At 74.5% G+C, this 267-nt stretch carries 1 protein-coding gene; it reads right to left on the bottom strand.

What is annotated here, in order from left to right:
• On the bottom strand, positions 1-267 hold a 267-nt coding region (locus CVH10_RS26075; protein ID WP_219924938.1), incomplete at both ends, for a hypothetical protein.

Raw genomic sequence — 267 nt, 5'->3', positions numbered from 1 at the left:
GCTGCCGAGGCCCCGCAGCAGACCTCCGACGAGCGGCAGGTCGGCCTCGCCGCTGAGCCGGACGACCGCGGTGCCCCCGTCGGCGGCCCCCGTCCCCGGGGCTACCTGCCAGGAGAGCAGCCCGTTCGGCAGGTCGCGTGACGACAGCGTCTCCTCCGCAGTACGTCGCTCGGAGGCGTCGGTCACCGGGACGACGTCGTCGATGCCTGACGCGTACACACCCGCGACGTCCTCGTCCGCCGCGTCGAGAGCTGCGGTGTCAGCGGC

Origin of the sequence: Halomonas sp. ND22Bw (assembly GCF_003011945.1) — a bacterium.
GTDB lineage: Bacteria > Pseudomonadota > Gammaproteobacteria > Pseudomonadales > Halomonadaceae > Halomonas > Halomonas halophila.
Note: the sequence above shows the minus strand (reverse complement) of the source record. Positions and strands in the feature narration are given on the sequence as shown.